Consider the following 19,271-nt stretch of genomic DNA (forward strand, 5'->3'; position numbering starts at 1 on the left):
CGGCGGGCCCCGGGTCTCGGGGCCCGCCGGGCGTCTGCGACGCGGCCGCCGTCAGGCGGTCGCGGGTGCCGGGACCGAGGGGTCGGCCTCGGCGGGGGTGTCCTGGCCCGCCAGCCGGGCGCGCCAGTTCGCGAGCACGGCGGCGTCCGTCGGGCGGGTCGCCAGGGAAACGATCACATATGCGGCGAGCGAGGCCAACAAACCATAGTAAACAGGCTCATTTGCCAAGATTCCGTAAGTCCACATCAGGCCGATCACGGCCAGACCGCCGACGCCGACGGCGGCCAGCGCGCCCTGGACGGTGCCCCGGCGCCACAGCAGCCCGCCGAGGATCGGCACGAGCAGCCCGGCGACCAGCAGGTTGTAGGCGACGGTGAGGGCCTGGACGACGTCGTTGAGGGCGATGGCGATGCCGATGACGGCGACGCCCATGAGGAGGATGAAGAGCCGGTTCCCCTTCACCTCGTCGTGGTCGTCCCCTTCCCTCTTCGCCACGGCACCGCGCAGACGTGACCAGATGTCGTTGTTGGCGACGGTGGCACAGGCGATGAGGGCGCCGGAGGAGGTGGACATGACGGCGGCGAGCGCGGCGGCGAGGACCAGGCCCCGGACACCCATCGGCAGCTCGTCCTTGACGATGGTGGCGAAGGCGTCGTCGGCGCTGGGCAGCTTGGGGTACATCACCCTGGCCGCGGTGCCGATGACGGCGCCGGCCAGCGCGTACACGAGGCAGTAGGTGCCGGCGACGGTGCCGCCCCACTTGGCGACCTTGTCGGTGCGGGCGGTGAAGACCCGCTGCCAGATGTCCTGGCCGATCAGCATGCCGAAGGTGTAGATCAGCACGTACGTGAAGATCGTCTCGCCGCCGATGCCGAGCGGCTCGAAGTACGAGGTCGGCAGCGCGGCCCTCATCTCGGCGAAGCCGCCCGCCTTGACCACGGCGATCGGCAGCAGCAGGAGCAGCACGCCGATGGTCTTCACCACGAACTGCACCATGTCGGTGACGGTGATGGACCACATGCCGCCGAGCGTCGAGTAGGCGACGACGATGGCGCCGCCGAGGACGATCGCGACCGTGCGGGGCAGGTCGAAGAGGACGTCGAAGATCGTGGCGTACGCGATGGTCGAGGTGACCGCGAGCATCAGGGTGTACGCCCACATGACGACACCGGAGATCATCCCCGCCTTGCCGCCGTAGCGCAGGTCGAGCATCTCGGAGACCGTGTAGACCTTCAGGCGCGCGATCCGCGCGGAGAAGAACACGGACAGGGCCAGCAGGCCGAGGCCGATGGTGAAGACCATCCAGGCGCCGGAGAGGCCGTACTTGTAGCCGAGGCCGACGCCGCCGATGGTGGAGGCGCCGCCGAGGACGATCGCGGCCATGGTGCCGGAGTACATCCAGGGCCCGAGGCGGCGTCCGGCGACCAGGAACTCGCTCTTGGACTTGGCGCGGCGCATGCCCCACCAGCCCATCGCCAGCATCCCGGCCAGATACAGGACGATCACTGTGTAGTCGACGGCCATGGGGCCCTCCTTCGCGCACCTCGGTGGCGTGTCGTGCGGGGGATGTGACCGGAGGCTGGTCGCGGGGACATCCGCCCGTACCCGCGGCCTCCGGATGGCACGACAGTAGGTGGCCGGAATGCGACGCTGAAGTGTACGTTTCCTCCACTGCTCACACGCTGGATGTACGAAGGGTCCACCCATGGCCGCCCCCGGCCCCGCGACACCCCCCGCGCCCCCGGTCCCGCTGACGGCCCTGCTGGCCCGCAAGGAACTGGGGCTGCGGCTCCTGGCGGGCCCCGGCGAGGTCTCGCTCCACTGGGTGCACACCTCGGAGATGGCCGACCCCTACCCGTACCTCCTGGGCGGCGAGCTGCTCATGACGGCGGGCGTGCAGCTCACCGATCCGGCGCGCTACGTGGCGCGGGTCGTGGCGGCGGGGGCGGCGGCGCTGGGCTTCGGGGTGACACCGGTGTACGACACGGTGCCGACGGCGCTGATCGAGGCCTGCGAGCGGCACGGCCTGCCGCTGCTCGAAGTGCCGCCCGCGACCCCGTTCACCGCCGTCGCGCGGGCCCTGTGGCGCCTGATGGCCGAGGCCCGGACGAACGAGCTCCGCAGGGTGAGCGAGGCCCAGCAGTCCCTGGCCGCGGCCGCCGCGAGGCCGGCTCCGGTCCCGGCGGTCCTGGGCGCCCTGGCCGCCCGGCTCGGCGGCCGGGCGGTGCTCTTCGGGCCGGAGGGTACGGAACCGACGACGGCCGGCCGCGAGATCCCCGCCGAGGCGGCCCGGGCGCTCACCGAGCTGGCCGGTGTGCTGGGCCCCCGCCCCGGCGGCCCGGCCACGGCGAGCGGCGACGGGGGCGGGCTGCGCCTCACCGCCTACGCGCTGGGCGGCGGCGAGGCCCTGACCCTGGGCGTGGCGACGGAGACCCGCGAACCGGGCGACCACACCATCGCGGGCGTCGCCGTCGTCCTGCTCTCCCTCCTCACGGCCCCGCACCGGGCGGCCGACGTGACGCCCCGGGACACGGCCCTGGTCCGGCTGCTCCTGGGCGCCTCCCCCGCGGACGCGCTCGGCCCGGGCCCCTGGACGGTGGTCCACGCGCGGGGCGGCGACGGCACCCCGTTCGCGGCGGCGAGCCTGGCCGCCGCCCTGGGCACGGCGCTGCTGGACCCGGGCACCGCGCCCGACGACGACGGGGAGGACCACGCGACCCCCGTCCGCCTGGTCCTCCCCGGCTCCGCCCCGCTCACCGCCCAGCCCGGCTGGACCCTGGGCGCCGGCGCCCCCGCCGCCCCCGACGCCCTGGCCGCCGCCGACGCCCAGGCGGCCCGGGCCCTGCGCCGGGCGGAGGCGACCAGGACCCCGCTGGTCCGGCACCGGCCGGCCGGCCTGGCCGGTCTCGTCGACGAGGACGAGGCCGCCGCGTACGCCCGCGAGCTCCTGGCCCCGCTGACCCCGCCGCTCGCGGAGACCCTGCGCACCTGGCTGTCCCTGCACGGCAGCTGGGACCGGACGGCGGCGGCGTCGGACATCCACCGCAACACCGTCCGCCAGCGCATCGCCCGCTGCGCGGCGCTCCTCGGCCGGGACCTGGACGACCCCGACGTGCGGATGGAGCTGTGGTTCGCCCTCAGGTGAGCCGGAGGATCACCACAGCTTGTTGACGGCGGTGGTGGCCGTCGTCTTGAACCCCGCCAGCGGCGCGTCCTTCAGGTCGCCCATCTGCCCCCACCGCACGAAGGTGACGGTCTTGCCGTCGCGCCCCACGGCGAACAGGTGGATGTCGGTGTTGCCGACCTGCGGGTCGGCGGTGTCCAGGCTGTAGACCCAGGCGCCCTCCTCCACGGCGAGCTTGCCGTGGAAGGCGCTGACGGCCTTGAGGCCCGGGTTCTGCTTCTCCAGCACCGGGCCGCAGCCGGCGAGGGAGGTCCGCAGGGTGTCGACCAGCTTCACGGCCTCGGCCTCGGTGCGGGCGACCGTGGTGATCTGGACGCCGTTGGTGTCGAGCTCGGTGCGGAACTCGCGGTAGCGGCTGTTCTGCGCCGGGATCTTGTACGGGGCGCAGAGGGCGCCGCCGTTCTCCGGGACGCCGGTGAAGACCTGGGTGGCGGTCCACGGCGTCGCCGACGCGGGCATCTGGGCGGCGGCGAGGAAGGCGGGCTGCGCGGCGGCCTGCGCCGGGGCCGTGGCGAGGGCCGCGAGGCCCAGGGCGGCGGTGGCACAGGTGGCGAACGCGGTACGGAGCTTGCTCATGCTGGTGGATCCCCCGTCGGGTGGTTCGGTCGATTGCCCCTCCAGCGTCGGCCCGCCGCCCGCCGCCCCGCAACGGCACCGCGCACCCCACCCGTCCCGGAACCATTCCACCCCCGCTGACGTGCAAGAACGTGAAGGGTGGGACGCAGGGGCGAAGGGGATGGAATGCCGAAGGACGCCGCCGTCGAGGAGTTCGCGGGGCTCGTGCGCGCGCTGAAGGCGCGGGACGGGAGGAGCTACGAGGCGCTGGGCCGGCGGCTGAGCGTCAGCGCGTCCACCCTCCACCGCTACTGCTCGGGCGCGACCGTCCCCGAGGAGTTCGCCGTGGTCGAGCGCCTCGCCCTGCTGTGCGGGGCGGACGAGGAGGAGCGGCGGGCCCTGGCGGCGGCCTGGACCCGCGCGGACACCGCCCGCCGCCCCCCGCCGCCGGAGCCCGGCGCGGCGGCGGGCGGGCCCGGCCCCGGCGCGGCGGCGCCCGGCTCCGGCCCCGGCCCGGACCGGGAGTCCGAGCCCGCACCGCCCGTCCCCGGCCCCGCGCCCGAGCGGCCGAAGCGCCGGTGGGGCCGGGTGGGCGTGATCGCCGGGGCGCTGGCGGCCGTGGCGGCGGTGACGCTCGGCGCCGTCCTCCTGCCGGGGAGGACCCGGGGCGGCGGGGCGGCCGCGCCCCCGGCGAAGGCGTCGGCATCGGCATCCCCGTCGACGCCCGCGCCCGCGCCCGCCCCCGCACCGCCCCCACTGACCTGGACGGTCGCCTCGGACCTCTGGCAGAACGGCTGCGCCCACACCTACCTCGTGGACCGGACGCCCCCGCCCCCGCCGGAGGCGGCCGACGCGCGCCGCTGGGCGAGCGCGCGAGGGGCCGTGGACGGCGGGGAGACGCTGGTGCGGGTGTCGGTGCAGGGCAAGGGCACGGCGGCGGTGGTGCTCCAGGCCCTGCACGTGCGGGTGGTGGACCGGGGCACGCCGCCGTCCTGGGCGGCGTACCGGATGGACGGGGGGTGCGGCGGCGCGGTGACGCCGCGCCGCTTCGAGGTGGACCTGGACCGGCCGCGTCCGGTCGCACGGGCGCTGGACGGCTACGACGCCTCCGGGCAGGAGGGCCGGACGCTGCCGGCGGTCTCCTTCCCGTACGCGGTCAGCGTGACCGACCCGGAGGAGCTGCTGGTGTCCGCCCGGACGGCGGGGTGCGACTGCCGCTGGTACCTGGAGCTGGAGTGGAGCTCGGAGGGGCGCCGGGGCACGGTCCGGATCGGCGACGAGTCCGGCGCGCCGTTCCGGACGAGCGGGGCGGCGGACCGCCCCTCGTACACGTACGACTCCGCACGCCGGGCCTGGATCACAGACGCGGAGTCTGGACAGGCCGGGTGACCGCTGGGTAACTTCAATCAGGACAGACTGAGCAAGCGCTTAGACAGCCGCCGCCCGCACACCCGGAGGAGACGCACCGTGCGCCGTACCGTATTCAACGAGGACCACGAGGCGTTCCGGGAGACCATCCGCGCCTTCATCGAGGCCGAGGTCGTCCCGGTCTACGACGAGTGGTTCGCGGCCGGCCAGGCGCCCCGCGACTTCTACGGCAAGCTCGGCGAGCTCGGCATCTTCGGCATCAACGTGCCGGAGGAGTTCGGCGGCGCCGGCCTGGACACCCACAAGTTCGAGGCCGTCCTCTACGAGGAGACCTCCCGCGCGGGCGTCCAGTTCGGCGGCTCCGGCGTGCACGTGCTGCTGGCCCTGCCGTACATCAAGATGCTCGCCACCGACGAGCAGAAGAAGCGCTACCTGCCGAAGTTCGTCACCGGCGAGGAGATGTGGGCGCTCGCCATGACCGAGCCGGGCACCGGCTCCGACGTCGCGGGCATGAAGACCACCGCCAAGCTCTCCGAGGACGGCACCCACTACGTCCTCAACGGCGCCAAGACCTTCATCACCGGCGGCGTCCACGCCGACCGCGTGATCGTCTGCGCCCGCACCTCCGCCCCCTCGGCCGAGGACCGCCGCTTCGGCATCTCCCTCTTCGCCGTGGACACCACGTCCGAGGGCTACTCGATCGGCCGCAAGCTGGACAAGCTCGGCCTGCGCACCTCGGACACCGCCGAGCTCGCCTTCGTCGACGTGAAGGTCCCCGTCGAGGACCTCATGGGCGAGGAGGGCAAGGGGTTCTCCTACCTCGGCCACAACCTGGCCTCCGAGCGCTGGGGCATCGCCTTCGGCGCCTACGCCCAGGCCAAGGCCGCGATCCGGTTCGCCCAGCAGTACGTCACGGACCGCACGGTCTTCGGCAAGACCGTCGCCTCCTTCCAGAACACCAAGTTCGAGCTGGCCGCCTGCCAGGCCGAGGTCGACGCCGCCGAGGCCGTCGCCGACCGCGCCCTGGAGGCCCTGGACGCGGGCGAGCTGACCCCCGCCGAGGCCGCCAGCGCCAAGCTCTTCTGCACCGAGGTCGCGCACCGCGTCATCGACCGCTGCCTCCAGCTGCACGGCGGCTACGGCTACATGAACGAGTACCCGATCGCCCGCCTCTACGCCGACAACCGCGTCAACCGCATCTACGGCGGCACCAGCGAGATCATGAAGTCGATCATCGCGAAGTCGATGGGCCTGTAAATAGGTGCCCGAACCGCACACGGCACTGGATGACCTGCTCGGTCTGCTCGACCTGGAGCGGATCGAGCGGGACATCTTCCGGGGCGGGTCCCGCCGGTCGATCGTCCCCCGCGTCTTCGGCGGCCAGGTGGCCGCCCAGGCGCTGGTGGCGGCCGGCCGCACGGTCCCCGAGGACCGCCTCGCCCACTCCCTGCACGCGTACTTCCTGCGCGCCGGGGACCCGGGCGCGCCGATCGTCTACACGGTCGACCGCATCCGCGACGGCCGCTCCTTCACCACCCGCCGGGTGGTCGCCGTCCAGCACGGCCAGCCGGTCTTCCACCTCTCGGCGTCCTTCCAGACGTACGAGGAGGGCCTGGACCACCAGGCGGACATGCCGACCGCCCCGGACCCGGAGTCGCTGCCGGCCGCGGCCGAGATGCTGCCCCGCCACCTCCCCGCCGAGGTCGCGAGCCGTCTGGTCGAGGCCCGCGCCGCCGTGGACCTCCGCTACGCCGAGGTCCCCCCGTGGGGCACGGTCGGCCGGCCCCGCGCGCCCCGCTCCCAGGTCTGGTTCCGCACCAACGGCAAACTCGCCGACGACCCCCTCCTCCACATCGCGCTGGCGACCTACGTCTCCGACATGACGCTCCTGGACTCGGTCCTGCTGGCCCACGGCCGGGGCGGCTGGGCCGTCGGCGACGTCGTCGGGGCGTCCCTGGACCACGCCATGTGGTTCCACCGCCCCTTCCGGGCCGACGAATGGCTCCTCTACGACCAGGAGTCGCCCACCGCCTCCGGCGGCCGGGGCCTCGGCCAGGCCCGCATCTTCACCCAGGACGGCCGGCTGGCCATCTCGGTCATCCAGGAGGGTGTCGTTCGCGTCCCGCGCGCATGACCGGACATACCGTCCGGTTCATGGCGGAGAACGGCGAGAGCACCTTCACAGTGATCGTGGCGGCGATGGCCAACCTCGGCATCGCCGCCGCCAAGGCCGTCGCGGGTGTGATCAGCGGCTCCAGCGCGATGCTGTCGGAGGCGGCGCACTCCCTCGCCGACACCGTCACCGAGTTCATGCTCCTGACCGCCCTCAAGCGCAGCGAGAAGCCCGCCGACGAGGACCATCCGCTCGGCTACGCCAACGAGCGCTACGTCTGGGCGATGCTCGCGGCGGTCGCCACCTTCGTCGGCGGCGCCGTCTTCTCCCTCTACGACGGCATCCACACCCTCGTCGAGGGCGAGGAGGTGGGCGACCCCCTGATCTCCTACATCGTCCTGGGCGTCGCCTTCCTCCTGGAGGGCTTCAGCCTGCGCACCGCCGTCAGGCAGGTCCAGGCCGAGGCGACCCGTATGAAGGCGCCCTTCTCCCGCTACCTCCGGCTGACCCCCGACACCACCGTCAAGGCCGTCGTGATGGAGGACTCGGCCGCCCTCGCCGGACTGATGCTCGCGGCGGGCGGCCTGCTGGGCGTCGAGATCACCGGCTCCAGCGTCTGGGACGGGGTGGCGTCCCTCCTCATCGGCCTGCTCCTCGTCTACGTGGCCTGGGTGCTGGGCCGCTCCAACGCCGAACTCCTCATCGGCCGCCCGCTCCCCCGCCCCATGCGGCAGAGCGTCCGCGAGGAACTGCTGGCCGTGGACCACGTGGTCGGCGTCCTGGACCTGACGACGCTGATCCAGGGCCCGGACGAGGTGATGATCGCGGCGAAGGTCGACTTCCGGGACATGTCCACGGCCGCCGACGTGGAACGCGCCTGCGAGACGGCGGAGGCCCGCCTCCGCGCCCGTTTCCCGGCGATCCGCCGCGTCTACCTGGACCCGACCCCGGGCCGCGCCGGACAGCCGGACCCCCGCCCCGCGACGGGTGCCGGCTAGGGGGTGTCTTCTGGATCAAGTCCGGGGAGAGTAATGCCTGGTCTGGCCGAGGCTAGCCCGGCATCATCGCGGCATGGGTAAGGACATCTGGGGCTTCATCGAGTGCCACCGTGACTATCGAGACCATGAGGCAGACTCGTTCTGGCACGCCACCATCGACCTGGACCACCTGAAGGTGCCGCGGAACTACGACGCTTTTGGCTGTCTGTTCGGCGTCTGCGACAACGAGCAGTTCGTGCCGGTGGCTCCTGTCCGTGGACTGCCTGCCGACGTATCGAACCGTGTCCGCGACGGCCATGAGACGACGGCCGGGCGAAGCGCGAGCTGGGTCAGCTGGGCAGAGCTCAAGCGGGTCGACTGGGATGAGGAGTCCGCCGAGCCGGATGCCTACATCCGCGAGTATTACCGTGATCCGCAAGGCGACTGGCAGTTCCTCCAGCGGCACTACTCCGCTCCTCAGCGATTCGTCGACCTCTGCGGGCAGCCGGCTCATATCGCGGTCCGGCCCAGGGAGCACTTCCCGGAGGGCTCCCAATGGATCGATGAAGACCAGATGTTCCGTGTTGAGCGCCTCAGGCGCCGCGACGTAGTGCCAGACCATGAGTGGGGCCCTGTCTGGACCGTCATGCGCACCCTCGCCGAACTGCACGGCGACGACGACGTCAGGCTGGTCGTCTGGTTCGACGACTGACGTCACCTCGCCGCCCAGATGAAGGTCCCGGCGATGTGGAGCGCGGCGAGATAAATTGTGGCGGTCTTGTCGTATCGGGTGGCGAGCCCGCGCCACTGCTTGAGGCGATTGATGCATCGCTCTACGGTGTTGCGCTGCTTGTAGGCGTCGCGATCAAACGCGGGAGGCCGACCTCCAGTCTTGCCGCGGCGTATGCGATTCGCGACCTGGTCCGCAGGCTGAGGAATCACGGCTCTGATGCCACGTCGTCGCAGGTAGCCACGAATTGCGCGAGGCGAGTACGCCTTGTCCGCCAAGAGCACGCGCGGGGTTGTACGGGGTCGACCGAGAGCACGAGGCACTCGCAAGCGGGCCATCACCTGCTCAAACGCTGGTGCGTCACCGGCCTGGCCGGGCGTGACGGTGAAAGCGAGCGGGCGACAGCGGCTGTCCGCGACGAGATGGATCTTGGTGGTTAAGCCGCCGCGGGAGCGTCCGAGGGCATGATGGTCCGGCTCGCCGGCCGGGCCCCCTTTTGACGGGCCCCGGCGGCGTGCTGATGAGCTCGGACGATCGTGGAGTCGACCGAGACGATCCAGTCGAGGTCGCCTTCCGCGTCGGCCCTGGCGAGCAGCGCGGTGAAGACCTTCTCCCAGGTCCCGTCGGCGGCCCACCTCCGCAGCCGGTTGTGGGCGCCTTTCCATGAGCCGAAGCGCTTGGGCAGGTCCATCCATGGCGTGCCGGTGCGGTACTTGAACGCGATCGCGTCGATGACCTGCCGATGATCACGCCATCGCCCTCCGCGTCTCGGTGTTCGGTCCGGCAGCAACGGCTCGATTCTCGCCCACTGGGCGTCAGTCAACGACACACATCAACCAACGATCGGATGATCCGAAGGAAATGCCCTAGCCGAGGCCCGCGGCGTCCAGCAGGTACGCCGTCATCGGCTCGTAGAACCTCGGGTCCACCACGTGGTCGTCCAGCGGTACCGTGACCTGCATCGTCCCCTCCGCCTCCGCCAGGAACAGCGCCGGGTCGTTGCAGTCCGCGTACCCCACGGACTCGATCCCGCGCTGCGCCGCCCGGCCGGCCCAGCCGTGGTCGGCGACCACGAGGTCCGGCGCGGCCTCGCCGGACGCGGCCAGCGCGTCCAGGACCGCGTTCATGGGCTCCGGGGAGTGCGTGTGCCACAGGCTGGCGCCCCGCTCGAAGACGGCGACGTCGGCGAACTGCACCACGTACCCCTCGTCGGCGGTCAGCCCGCCGGGGATCCGCACGATGTCGCAGCCCCGGGCGCGCAGCGCGGCGGCGACCCGGCTGTGGGCGTCGATCAGGGCGCCGGGATGGCCGGTCGCGAACAGCACCCGCTCCTTGCCCGCGGCGGCCTTGGCGAGCCGGGCGGCCATGCGGTCCAGGGCGCCGACGGTCAGCTCGGGGTCGATGGTGTCCTGTCCGGCGCGGTGCGCCGGGTCGTCGACGACGCCGCAGCGCTCGGCCATCACGGCGAGCACGTCCTGCTCGTCGGTCCAGCGGTCGCCGAACTCCAGGCCGAACCAGTAGTGCCGGTCGCCGTTGGCGAGCCTGCGGTAGTGCGCCAGGTTGTTGTCGCGGGGGGTGGCGACGTCGCCCGCGATGCGGGTCCGGACGAGGTGCTCGACGAGGGCGGGGCGGCTGAGTATCGGCATGGGGCCATTGTGCCGTGACGGGTCCGGGCGCGCCCGGACCCCTCCCCGCCGTCGTCGGCAGGGGCGGCGGCTCAGGCGAGCGAGCCGAAGGCCCCGTGCGCCAGCGCGCGCAGGAGGCGTTCCGTGTCGGAGCGGCCCAGCGGCGCGCCGAGGTGCGGGGTCGAGTTGAGGAGGCCGAAGACGGCGTGGACGGCGGCGCGGGCCTCGGGTTCGGGGGCGGCGGGGTACAGGTCGCGGACGACGGCGACCCAGAGCTCGACGTACTGCCGCTGGAGCTGCCGGACCCGCTTGCGGTCCTCGTCCTTGAGCCGGTCGAGCTCGCGGTCGTGGAGAGTGATCAGCGGCCGGTCGTCGAGCGCGAAGTCGATGTGCCCGTCGATGAGGGAGCCGAGGACGGCGCGGGGGTCGCCGGCGGATTCGGCGACCCGCAGCCGGCCGCCGTCGAGGAGGCGCTCGCTGATGCCGACGAGCAGCTCGGCGAGCATCGCGTCCTTGCCGGGGAAGTGGCGGTAGAGCCCGGGGCCGCTGATGCCGACGGCGGCTCCTATCTCGTCCACTCCCACGCCGTGGAAGCCGCGCTCGGCGAAGAGGCGGGCGGCCTCCTTGAGGATCTGCTGGCGCCGCGTCGGGGCGTCGGTCCGTCCGGTCGGGGTCGGCGTCGTGGTCATGGATTCGATTCTAGACAACCCCGTTAGCGCTCGTTAACCTGAAGCCCTACGCGTTAACGCTCATTAACCAAGCGGACCGAGTGGACCGAGCAAGGGAGCTCGACGGATGCAGCAGGCACCTGTGCTGACGAGTGCGGCGGACCCCGCCTCGCCTGCCTGGCAGGCCAACGAGGCGGCCCACCACGAGCTGGCCGCCACGCTCCGCGCCAAGCTGGCCGCCGCCGCGCTGGGCGGCGGCGAGAAGGCCAGGGCCCGGCACACCGCGCGCGGCAAGCTGCTGCCCCGGGACCGGGTGGACACCCTGCTCGACCCGGGCTCGCCCTTCCTGGAGCTGGCACCGCTCGCGGCGAACGGGATGTACGGCGAGCAGGCCCCGGCCGCCGGCGTCATCGCGGGCATCGGCCGGGTGAGCGGGCGCGAGTGCGTGATCGTGGCGAACGACGCGACCGTCAAGGGCGGCACGTATTACCCGATGACGGTGAAGAAGCACCTGCGGGCCCAGGAGGTGGCGCTGGAGAACCGCCTCCCCTGCCTCTACCTGGTCGACTCCGGCGGCGCCTTCCTGCCGATGCAGGACGAGGTCTTCCCGGACCGGGAGCACTTCGGCCGGATCTTCTACAACCAGGCCCGGATGTCCGGCGCGGGCATCCCGCAGATCGCGGCGGTCATGGGCTCCTGCACCGCCGGCGGGGCGTACGTCCCGGCGATGAGCGACGAGGCCGTGATCGTCCGGAACCAGGGCACGATCTTCCTCGGCGGCCCGCCGCTGGTGAAGGCGGCGACCGGCGAGGTCGTGACGGCGGAGGAGCTCGGCGGCGGCGAGACGCACTCCCGGATCTCCGGCGTCACCGACCACCTCGCGGAGGACGACGCGCACGCCCTGCGGATCGTGCGGAACATCGTGGCGACCCTCCCCGAGCGCGGCCCGCTGCCCTGGGCGGTGGAGCCGGCCGAGGAGCCGAAGGTGGACCCGGCGGGGCTGTACGGGGCGGTGCCGGTCGACTCGCGGACCCCGTACGACGTGCGCGAGGTGATCGCCCGGGTCGTGGACGCCTCCCGCTTCCAGGAGTTCAAGGCGGAGTACGGGCAGACCCTGGTCACCGGCTTCGCCCGGATCCACGGGCACCCGGTCGGCATCGTCGCCAACAACGGCATCCTGTTCGCGGAGTCGGCCCAGAAGGGCGCGCACTTCATCGAGCTGTGCGACCAGCGCGGCATCCCGCTGGTCTTCCTGCAGAACATCACCGGCTTCATGGTCGGCAAGGCGTACGAGCACGGCGGCATCGCCAAGCACGGCGCCAAGATGGTGACGGCCGTGGCGAGCACCCGGGTGCCGAAGCTGACGGTCGTGGTGGGCGGTTCGTTCGGCGCGGGCAACTACTCGATGTGCGGCCGGGCGTACTCGCCGCGCTTCCTGTGGATGTGGCCGAACGCCAAGATCTCGGTGATGGGCGGCGAGCAGGCCGCCTCGGTCCTCGCCACGGTCAAGCGCGACCAGCTGGGCGACGCCTGGAGCGCCGAGGAGGAGGCGGCCTTCAAGGCCCCGATCCGCGAGCAGTACGAGACCCAGGGCAGCGCCTACTACGCGAGCGCCCGGCTCTGGGACGACGGGGTCATCGACCCGATGGAGACCCGGCAGGTCCTCGGCCTCGCCCTGACCGCCTGTGCCAACGCGCCCCTGGGAGACCCCCAGTTCGGCGTCTTCCGGATGTGAGGGTGTGAGGACGTCCATGTTCGACACAGTGCTCGTCGCCAACCGCGGCGAGATCGCCGTCCGGGTCATCCGCACGCTGCGGGAGATGGGGGTCCGCTCGGTCGCCGTCTACAGCGACGCGGACGCCGCCGCCCCGCACGTACGGGAGGCGGACACGGCGGTGCGGATCGGCCCGCCGCCGGCCGCCGAGTCGTATCTGAGCGTGCCGGCCCTGCTCGACGCGGCCCGGCGCACGGGCGCGCAGGCCGTGCACCCCGGATACGGGTTCCTCGCGGAGAACGCCGGCTTCGCGCGGGCGTGCGCGGAGGCGGGCCTGGTCTTCATCGGGCCGTCCGCCGAGGCGATCGCCCTGATGGGCGACAAGATCCGGGCGAAGGAGACGGTGAAGGCGGCGGGCGTGCCCGTCGTGCCGGGCGCCGCCGACCCCGAGCTCGCGGACGCGGCCCGGGAGCTGGGCGCGCCGGTGCTGCTGAAGCCCAGCGCGGGCGGCGGCGGCAAGGGGATGCGGCTGGTGCGGGACCTGTCGGTGCTGGAGGAGGAGATCGCGGCGGCGCGGCGCGAGGCGCGGTCCTCGTTCGGCGACGACACGCTGCTGGTGGAGCGCTGGATCGACCGGCCTCGGCACATCGAGATCCAGGTCCTGGCGGACGCCCACGGCACCGTGGTGCACCTGGGCGAGCGGGAGTGCTCACTGCAGCGGCGGCACCAGAAGGTCATCGAGGAGGCGCCGAGCGTCCTGCTGACGCCGGAGCTGCGGGCGGCGATGGGCGCGGCGGCGGTGGAGGCGGCGCGGTCCTGCGGCTATGTGGGCGCGGGCACGGTCGAGTTCATCGTGCCGGGCGGCGACCCCTCGGCGTACTGCTTCATGGAGATGAACACCCGGCTCCAGGTGGAGCATCCGGTGACGGAGCTGATCACCGGCCTGGACCTGGTGGAGTGGCAGCTGCGGGTGGCGGCGGGCGAGCCGCTGGGCTTCGCGCAGGAGGACGTGCGGCTGGACGGCTGGGCGGTGGAGGCGCGGATCTGCGCGGAGGACCCGGCGCGCGGCTTCCTGCCCTCGGGCGGCACGGTGCTGGCGCTGCGCGAGCCGAGGGGCGGCGGGGCGCGGACGGACTCGGGGCTGAGCGAGGGCACGGAGGTGTCCTCGCTGTACGACCCGATGCTGTCGAAGGTGATCGTGCACGCACCGGACCGGGCGACGGCGCTGCGCCGGCTGCGGGCGGCGCTGGCGGAGACGGTGACGCTGGGCGTGCCGACCAACGCGGGCTTCCTGCGCCGGCTGCTGGCCCACCCGGACGTGGTGTCGGGCGAGCTGGACACGGGCCTGGTGGAGCGGGACGCCAAGTCCCTGGTCCCGGAGGGCGTGCCGGAGGAGGTGTACGCGGCGGCCGCCGCGGTGCGCCTGGCGGGTCTGGCGCCGGTGGCGCGGGACGGCTGGACCGATCCGTTCTCGGTGCCGAGCGGCTGGCGGCTGGGCGGGACGCCCGCGCCGACGGCGTTCCCGCTGCGGGTGCCGGGGCAGGAGCCGGTGACGGTGGAGGCGCCCGCGCTCTCGACGGTCGCGGAGGGCTCGGTGACCGTCGTGGTGGACGGGGTGAGCCACCGCTTCCACCGGGCGGGCGGCTGGCTCGGCCGGGACGGCGACTCCTGGCAGGTGCTGGACCACGATCCGGTGGCCGAGGCCCTGTCCGGGGCCCGGCACGGCGGCGCCGACACGCTGGCCGCGCCGATGCCCGGCACCGTGACCGTGGTGAAGGTGGCGGTCGGCGACGAGGTGGAGGCCGGGCAGAGCCTGCTGGTGGTGGAGGCGATGAAGATGGAGCACGTCATCTCCGCCCCGCACGCCGGCACGGTCACCGAGCTCGACGTCACGCCGGGCACGACGGTCGCGATGGACCAGGTCCTGGCGGTCGTCGCCCCACGCGAGGAGCCCGCGAGGCCCGAGGAGAAGGCGGAGGAGGGGGCATGAGCGGTCTGCCGATGCGGGTGTCCGATCCGGCGCTGCCGGCCCGGGTGCGGATCCACGAGGTGGGGCCCCGGGACGGGCTGCAGAACGAGAAGACGGTCGTCCCGACGGCGGTGAAGGCCGAGTTCGTGCGCCGGCTGGCGGCGGCGGGCCTCTCGACGGTGGAGGCGACGAGCTTCGTGCACCCCAGGTGGGTGCCCCAACTGGCGGACGCGGAGGAGCTGTTCCCCCAGGTCTCGGGGCTCCCGGTGCGGCTGCCGGTGCTGGTGCCGAACGAGCGGGGTCTCGACCGGGCGCTCGCGCTGGGCGCCCGGCACGTGGCGGTGTTCGCCTCGGCGACCGAGTCCTTCGCGAAGGCCAACCTGAACCGGACCGTGGACGAGGCCCTCGCCATGTTCGAGCCGGTGGTGATCCGGGCGATAGAGCAGGGCCTGACGATCCGCGGCTATCTGTCGATGTGCTTCGGCGACCCCTGGGAGGGCGCCGTCCCCGTCGAGCAGGTGGTGCGGGTGACGAAGGCGCTCGCCGAGATGGGCTGCGACGAGCTGAGCCTGGGCGACACGATCGGCGTCGCCACCCCGGGGCACGTCCAGGCGCTGCTGTCGGCGCTGAACGAGGCGGGGGTGCCCACCTCCCGGCTCGCCGTGCACTTCCACGACACCTACGGGCAGGCCCTGTCCAACACGCTCGCCGCGCTCCGGCACGGCGTGACCACGGTCGACGCCTCCGCGGGCGGCCTCGGCGGCTGCCCGTACGCGAAGAGCGCGACCGGCAATCTGGCCACCGAGGACCTCGTGTGGATGCTCGACGGCCTCGGCATCGAGACCGGGGTCGACCTGGCCGCCCTCACCGCCACCAGCGGGTGGATGGCCGAACAGCTGGGGCGGCCGAGCCCGTCCCGTACCGTCCGCGCGCTCTCCCACAAGGAGTCCTGAGCATGTCCCTCGACCACCGGCTCTCCGAAGAGCACGAGCAACTCCGCCGCACCGTCGAGGAGTTCGCCCACGACGTCGTCGCCCCGAAGATCGGCGACTTCTACGAGCGCCATGAGTTCCCGTACGAGATCGTCCGCGAGATGGGCCGCATGGGCCTGTTCGGGCTGCCGTTCCCCGAGGAGTACGGCGGGATGGGCGGCGACTACCTGGCGCTGGGCATCGCGCTGGAGGAGCTGGCCCGGGTGGACTCCTCGGTGGCGATCACCCTGGAGGCGGGTGTCTCGCTGGGCGCGATGCCGGTCTTCCGCTTCGGCACCGAGGAGCAGAAGCGCCAGTGGCTGCCGAAGCTGTGCTCGGGCGAGGTGCTGGGCGCCTTCGGGCTGACCGAGCCGGGCGCCGGCTCGGACGCGGGCGGCACCCGCACGACGGCCGTCCGGGACGGCGACGACTGGGTGATCAACGGCTCGAAGTGCTTCATCACCAACTCCGGTACGGACATCACGGGTCTGGTGACGGTGACGGCGGTGACCGGCCGGAAGCCGGACGGGCGCCCGCTGATCTCGTCGATCATCGTGCCCTCGGGCACGCCGGGCTTCACGGTCGCGGCGCCGTACTCGAAGGTCGGCTGGAACGCCTCGGACACCCGCGAGCTGTCCTTCCAGGACGTGCGCGTCCCGGCGGCGAACCTGCTCGGCGAGGAGGGCCGGGGCTACGCGCAGTTCCTGCGGATCCTGGACGAGGGCCGGGTCGCGATCTCGGCGCTGGCGACGGGTCTCGCGCAGGGCTGTGTGGACGAGTCGGTGAAGTACGCGAAGGAACGTCACGCCTTCGGCCGCCCGATCGGCGACAACCAGGCGATCCAGTTCAAGATCGCCGACATGGAGATGCGGGCCCACATGGCCCGCGTCGGCTGGCGGGACGCCGCCTCGCGCCTGGTCCTGGGCGAGTCCTTCAAGAAGGAGGCGGCGCTGGCGAAGCTGTACTCCTCGACGGTCGCGGTGGACAACGCCCGCGAGGCGACCCAGATCCACGGCGGCTACGGCTTCATGAACGAGTACCCGGTGGCCCGGATGTGGCGGGACTCGAAGATCCTGGAGATCGGCGAGGGCACGAGCGAGGTCCAGCGGATGCTGATCGCCCGGGAGTTGGGCCTGTCGGCCTGACCCGTACGCGCACGGCGGAGCCCGTCGCCCCCTCGGGGGCGGCGGGCTTCCCGCCGCTCCGGGCCGCTTCCGACCCCACCCCTGTCGGTACTGATGAGGTTAGGCTAACCTACCTTCGTCTACCCCCGGCCGACCCCGGCTCGTACCGAAAGCGACTCCGCCATGCCCAGCACCGCCCGAGCCTCCCTCCTCACCCGCCGCGGCCTGATCGCCGCCGGCGGCGCCCTCGGGCTCGTCGCCACGCTCACCGCCTGCGGTGGCGGCGACGCGAAGGGCGGCGACGCGCCCGCCAAGGCTTCCGAGAAGGCCGGCCCGTGGAAGTTCACCGACGACCGGGGCACCGTCGTCGAGACGAAGAGCACCCCGAAGAACATCGTGGCCTTCACCGGCACCGCCGCCGCCCTCAAGGACTTCGGCGTCGACGTCAAGGGCGTCTTCGGCCCGACCACCGTCAAGGACCCGAAGACCGGCGCGGTCACCGCCGACGTGCAGGCCGGCGACCTCGACATCAACAAGGTCAAGGTCATCGGCAACGTCTGGGGCGAGTTCAAGACGGAGGAGTACCTCAAGCTCCAGCCCGACCTGCTCGTCACCGACATGTGGGAGAAGAACGACCTCTGGTACGTCCCGGCGGAGCAGAAGGACAAGATCGCCAAGATCGCGCCGAGCGTCGCCCTGTGGGCCGCCGACAAGACCATGCCCGAGGTGCTCCAGCGGCACGCCGACCTCGCCGCCGCGCTCGGCGCCGACGTGAACACCGAGCAGATCAAGAAGGACAAGGCCCGCTTCGAGGCCGCCGCCGAGCGCGTCCGCAAGGCCGCCGCCGGCAAGAAGGACGTCAAGGTCCTGATCGGCTCCGCCTCCCCGGACCTCTTCTACGTCTCCACCCCGGTCCGCCCGACCGACACGCTCTTCTTCCAGAGCCTCGGCGTCAACATCGTGACGCCCACCGCCCTGGACCAGGGCGGCTGGTTCGAGGGCCTGAGCTGGGAGAACGTCGACAAGTACAAGGCCGACGTCATCATGCTCGACAACCGCACCTCGGCCCTCCAGCCCGAGGCCCTGAAGTCGAAGCCCACCTGGGCCGCGCTGCCCGCCGTCAAGGCCGGCCAGGTCATCCCGCGCGTGACCGAGCCCATCTACTCGTACGCCAAGTGCGCCCCGCTCCTGGAGGACCTGGCCAAGGCCCTCGAGAACGCCAAGAAGGTGTCCTGACCCATGACGCACGCCGAGACCGCCCCGTTCCAGTTCTTCAGCCTCCAGGTCGACCGGACCCGGCGGCTCGGCCCCACCCTGGTCCGCGTCACCTTCACCGGTGAGGACCTGAAGGGCTTCGCCGCCGGGGGCCGCGACCAGTCGCTCTCGCTCTTCCTGCCGCACCCGGGACAGGACGCCCCGGTCCTGCCGCCGCTGGACGAGCCGGACATGTACGCGATCCTCGGCGCCTGGCGGGCCATGCCGCACGACGAGCGGGCCGTGATGCGCTCGTACACCGTCCGCGAGCAGCGCCACTCCCCCGTGCCCGAGATGGACATCGACTTCGCCGTGCACGAGGACGGCGGGCCCGCCTGCCGCTGGGCCCAGCACGCGAAGCCCGGCGACCGGGTGGTCGTGCTCGGCCCCGCGGTCGCCGACAACACCGGGGTGCGCTTCCGGCTCCCCGAGGACGCGGACGCGGTGCTGATCTGGGGCGACGAGACGGCCCTGCCCGCCGTCTCCGGAATCCTGGAGTGGCTGCCGGCCGAGACCCGCGCCCACGTCTACCTCGAAGTCCCCTACTCCGGCGACCGCATGGAGCTGGCGACCGAGGCCGACGCGACGATCACCTGGCTGGTACGGGAGGAGGGCGCGCCGTCCGCCGTCGAGGCCGTGACGGCCGCCGAACTCCCGGGCGAGGCCCCGTACGTGTGGATCGCGGGCGAGTCCGGCGCGGTGAAGGCGCTGCGCCGGCACTTCGTGCGGGAGCGCGGGCTCGACAAGCGGCGGGTGACCTTCGTCGGCTACTGGCGCAAGGGCCTCTCGGAGGACGCCCTGCGCGAGGTGCCGGACGAGGCGGTCCAGGACGCGGAGCGGGACGGCACCCCGGCGGCGGCCTAGCGGCGGCGCCGGACCCGGAGTCTCCGTACCCCTCGGCACCCCGGCGCCCCGGCACCCCTCGGCGTCTCCCGGCGTCTCTGGGCGTCTCTAGATCCCCCCCACAGGGCCGACGGCCCCTCAACCCTCGCGGGTTGGGGGGCCGTTGTTGTGTACCG

16 protein-coding genes and 1 pseudogene are annotated in these 19,271 nt (G+C 72.8%); 12 read left to right on the forward strand and 5 right to left on the reverse strand.

Translation table 11 applies throughout. The features are described 5' to 3' along the window. Positions 1-51 precede the first annotated feature (51 nt). Positions 52-1,524 (reverse strand): sodium:solute symporter family protein, encoded by a 1,473-nt coding sequence (locus tag ACZ6J5_RS06360; RefSeq protein ID WP_469388210.1) that lies wholly within the window; start codon positions 1,522-1,524, stop codon positions 52-54. A 181-nt stretch (positions 1,525-1,705) separates the two neighbouring features. On the opposite strand from ACZ6J5_RS06360, the gene ACZ6J5_RS06365 reads away from it, so the two are divergent. Next, positions 1,706-3,145 carry a helix-turn-helix domain-containing protein gene (locus ACZ6J5_RS06365; protein WP_469388213.1) on the forward strand — a complete coding sequence of 480 codons (1,440 nt, stop codon included), beginning with the start codon at positions 1,706-1,708 and terminating at the stop codon, positions 3,143-3,145. A gap of 9 nt (positions 3,146-3,154) precedes the next feature. On the opposite strand, the gene ACZ6J5_RS06370 is transcribed toward ACZ6J5_RS06365, so the two are convergent. Beyond that, a complete protein-coding gene (locus tag ACZ6J5_RS06370; RefSeq protein ID WP_469388215.1) occupies positions 3,155-3,760 on the reverse strand; it encodes a hypothetical protein in 606 nt (201 codons plus the stop codon). A 165-nt stretch (positions 3,761-3,925) separates the two neighbouring features. Between ACZ6J5_RS06370 and ACZ6J5_RS06375 the strand changes: the two genes are divergently transcribed. From ACZ6J5_RS06375 to ACZ6J5_RS06395, 5 genes are all read left to right on the forward strand, one after another. Then, complete coding sequence (locus tag ACZ6J5_RS06375; RefSeq protein ID WP_469388217.1) at positions 3,926-5,128, forward strand: helix-turn-helix domain-containing protein; 1,203 nt, start codon at positions 3,926-3,928, stop codon at positions 5,126-5,128. A gap of 78 nt (positions 5,129-5,206) precedes the next feature. Beyond that, positions 5,207-6,364: an acyl-CoA dehydrogenase family protein gene (locus ACZ6J5_RS06380; protein ID WP_469388219.1), complete on the forward strand. Its 1,158-nt coding sequence runs from the start codon at positions 5,207-5,209 to the stop codon at positions 6,362-6,364. A gap of 4 nt (positions 6,365-6,368) precedes the next feature. After that, entirely contained in the window at positions 6,369-7,241 is an 873-nt protein-coding gene (locus tag ACZ6J5_RS06385; RefSeq protein WP_469388221.1) for an acyl-CoA thioesterase, read from the forward strand. 20 nt (positions 7,242-7,261) lie between these two features. After that, complete coding sequence (locus ACZ6J5_RS06390) at positions 7,262-8,218, forward strand: cation diffusion facilitator family transporter (protein ID WP_469388223.1); 957 nt, start codon at positions 7,262-7,264, stop codon at positions 8,216-8,218. Between the two features lie 73 nt (positions 8,219-8,291). Further along, on the forward strand, positions 8,292-8,909 hold the full coding sequence (locus ACZ6J5_RS06395) for a hypothetical protein (RefSeq protein ID WP_469388225.1): 618 nt from the start codon (positions 8,292-8,294) through the stop codon (positions 8,907-8,909). A gap of 2 nt (positions 8,910-8,911) precedes the next feature. Here the strand turns inward: ACZ6J5_RS06395 and ACZ6J5_RS06400 are convergent. The 3 genes and pseudogenes from ACZ6J5_RS06400 to ACZ6J5_RS06410 form a co-directional block, all read right to left on the reverse strand. Then, positions 8,912-9,756 (reverse strand): annotated as a pseudogene (locus ACZ6J5_RS06400) (IS5 family transposase). 37 nt (positions 9,757-9,793) lie between these two features. Further along, a complete protein-coding gene (locus ACZ6J5_RS06405; RefSeq protein WP_469388227.1) occupies positions 9,794-10,573 on the reverse strand; it encodes a phosphatase in 780 nt (259 codons plus the stop codon). A gap of 71 nt (positions 10,574-10,644) precedes the next feature. Further along, positions 10,645-11,241, reverse strand: coding sequence for an SACE_7040 family transcriptional regulator (locus ACZ6J5_RS06410; protein ID WP_469388230.1), 597 nt, complete (start codon positions 11,239-11,241; stop codon positions 10,645-10,647). A gap of 106 nt (positions 11,242-11,347) precedes the next feature. Between ACZ6J5_RS06410 and ACZ6J5_RS06415 the strand changes: the two genes are divergently transcribed. The 6 genes from ACZ6J5_RS06415 (at position 11,348) to ACZ6J5_RS06440 (ending at position 19,116) form a co-directional block, all read left to right on the forward strand. After that, positions 11,348-12,955 carry a carboxyl transferase domain-containing protein gene (locus ACZ6J5_RS06415; RefSeq protein ID WP_469388232.1) on the forward strand — a complete coding sequence of 536 codons (1,608 nt, stop codon included), beginning with the start codon at positions 11,348-11,350 and terminating at the stop codon, positions 12,953-12,955. A gap of 16 nt (positions 12,956-12,971) precedes the next feature. Then, positions 12,972-14,924 (forward strand): acetyl/propionyl/methylcrotonyl-CoA carboxylase subunit alpha, encoded by a 1,953-nt coding sequence (locus ACZ6J5_RS06420; protein WP_469388234.1) that lies wholly within the window; start codon positions 12,972-12,974, stop codon positions 14,922-14,924. Then, positions 14,921-15,856, forward strand: a complete 936-nt coding sequence (locus tag ACZ6J5_RS06425; protein ID WP_469388236.1) for a hydroxymethylglutaryl-CoA lyase — start codon at positions 14,921-14,923, stop codon at positions 15,854-15,856. The genes ACZ6J5_RS06420 and ACZ6J5_RS06425 overlap by 4 nt, the downstream gene beginning before the upstream one ends. A 2-nt stretch (positions 15,857-15,858) precedes the next feature. Then, positions 15,859-17,019, forward strand: a complete 1,161-nt coding sequence (locus ACZ6J5_RS06430; protein ID WP_469388239.1) for an acyl-CoA dehydrogenase family protein — start codon at positions 15,859-15,861, stop codon at positions 17,017-17,019. 162 nt (positions 17,020-17,181) lie between these two features. Beyond that, positions 17,182-18,234: an ABC transporter substrate-binding protein gene (locus ACZ6J5_RS06435; RefSeq protein WP_469388242.1), complete on the forward strand. Its 1,053-nt coding sequence runs from the start codon at positions 17,182-17,184 to the stop codon at positions 18,232-18,234. A 3-nt stretch (positions 18,235-18,237) separates the two neighbouring features. After that, entirely contained in the window at positions 18,238-19,116 is an 879-nt protein-coding gene (locus ACZ6J5_RS06440; RefSeq protein ID WP_469388243.1) for a siderophore-interacting protein, read from the forward strand. Positions 19,117-19,271 lie beyond the last annotated feature (155 nt).

Source organism: Streptomyces sp. NPDC042100 (assembly GCF_055582325.1).

Coding starts and splice junctions, on each gene's coding strand:
- ACZ6J5_RS06360 (WP_469388210.1), bottom strand. CDS start 1,524: ATGGCCGTCGACTACACAGTGATCGTCCTGTATCTGGCCGGGATGCTG.
- ACZ6J5_RS06365 (WP_469388213.1), top strand. CDS start 1,706: ATGGCCGCCCCCGGCCCCGCGACACCCCCCGCGCCCCCGGTCCCGCTG.
- ACZ6J5_RS06370 (WP_469388215.1), bottom strand. CDS start 3,760: ATGAGCAAGCTCCGTACCGCGTTCGCCACCTGTGCCACCGCCGCCCTG.
- ACZ6J5_RS06375 (WP_469388217.1), top strand. CDS start 3,926: ATGCCGAAGGACGCCGCCGTCGAGGAGTTCGCGGGGCTCGTGCGCGCG.
- ACZ6J5_RS06390 (WP_469388223.1), top strand. CDS start 7,262: ATGGCGGAGAACGGCGAGAGCACCTTCACAGTGATCGTGGCGGCGATG.
- ACZ6J5_RS06395 (WP_469388225.1), top strand. CDS start 8,292: ATGGGTAAGGACATCTGGGGCTTCATCGAGTGCCACCGTGACTATCGA.
- ACZ6J5_RS06405 (WP_469388227.1), bottom strand. CDS start 10,573: ATGCCGATACTCAGCCGCCCCGCCCTCGTCGAGCACCTCGTCCGGACC.
- ACZ6J5_RS06410 (WP_469388230.1), bottom strand. CDS start 11,241: ATGACCACGACGCCGACCCCGACCGGACGGACCGACGCCCCGACGCGG.
- ACZ6J5_RS06415 (WP_469388232.1), top strand. CDS start 11,348: ATGCAGCAGGCACCTGTGCTGACGAGTGCGGCGGACCCCGCCTCGCCT.
- ACZ6J5_RS06420 (WP_469388234.1), top strand. CDS start 12,972: ATGTTCGACACAGTGCTCGTCGCCAACCGCGGCGAGATCGCCGTCCGG.
- ACZ6J5_RS06425 (WP_469388236.1), top strand. CDS start 14,921: ATGAGCGGTCTGCCGATGCGGGTGTCCGATCCGGCGCTGCCGGCCCGG.
- ACZ6J5_RS06430 (WP_469388239.1), top strand. CDS start 15,859: ATGTCCCTCGACCACCGGCTCTCCGAAGAGCACGAGCAACTCCGCCGC.
- ACZ6J5_RS06435 (WP_469388242.1), top strand. CDS start 17,182: ATGCCCAGCACCGCCCGAGCCTCCCTCCTCACCCGCCGCGGCCTGATC.
- ACZ6J5_RS06440 (WP_469388243.1), top strand. CDS start 18,238: ATGACGCACGCCGAGACCGCCCCGTTCCAGTTCTTCAGCCTCCAGGTC.